This is a genomic window from Kluyvera sp. STS39-E (genome assembly GCF_040932435.1).
GTDB lineage: Bacteria > Pseudomonadota > Gammaproteobacteria > Enterobacterales > Enterobacteriaceae > Kluyvera.
Window position 1 is genome coordinate 1 of the sequence record NZ_JBFQGA010000034.1, and the last position, 268, is coordinate 268.

Consider the following 268-nt stretch of genomic DNA (forward strand, 5'->3'; position numbering starts at 1 on the left):
CAGAGATTAGCATTTTGCGATGGGGTTATAGCTCAGCTGGGAGAGCGCCTGCCTTGCACGCAGGAGGTCTGCGGTTCGATCCCGCATAGCTCCACCATCCTTTCTTTACTGCGAAAAAACAAGAAAACTTCAGAGTGTACCTGAAAAGGTTCACTGCGAAGTTTTGCTCTTTAAAAATCTGGATCAAGCTGAAAATTGAAACGACACACTGTGTCTGTTCTCCGTAATAAGAACAGATAAGCGGTGTGTTCGAGTCTCTCAAATTTTC

The 268-nt window shown here is 45.1% G+C and carries 1 tRNA gene; it reads left to right on the forward strand.

What is annotated here, in order from left to right:
• Positions 1–21: 21 nt before the first annotated feature.
• A tRNA-Ala gene (locus AB4K05_RS24715) sits at positions 22–97 on the forward strand.
• The last annotated feature ends 171 nt before the right edge of the window (positions 98–268 follow it).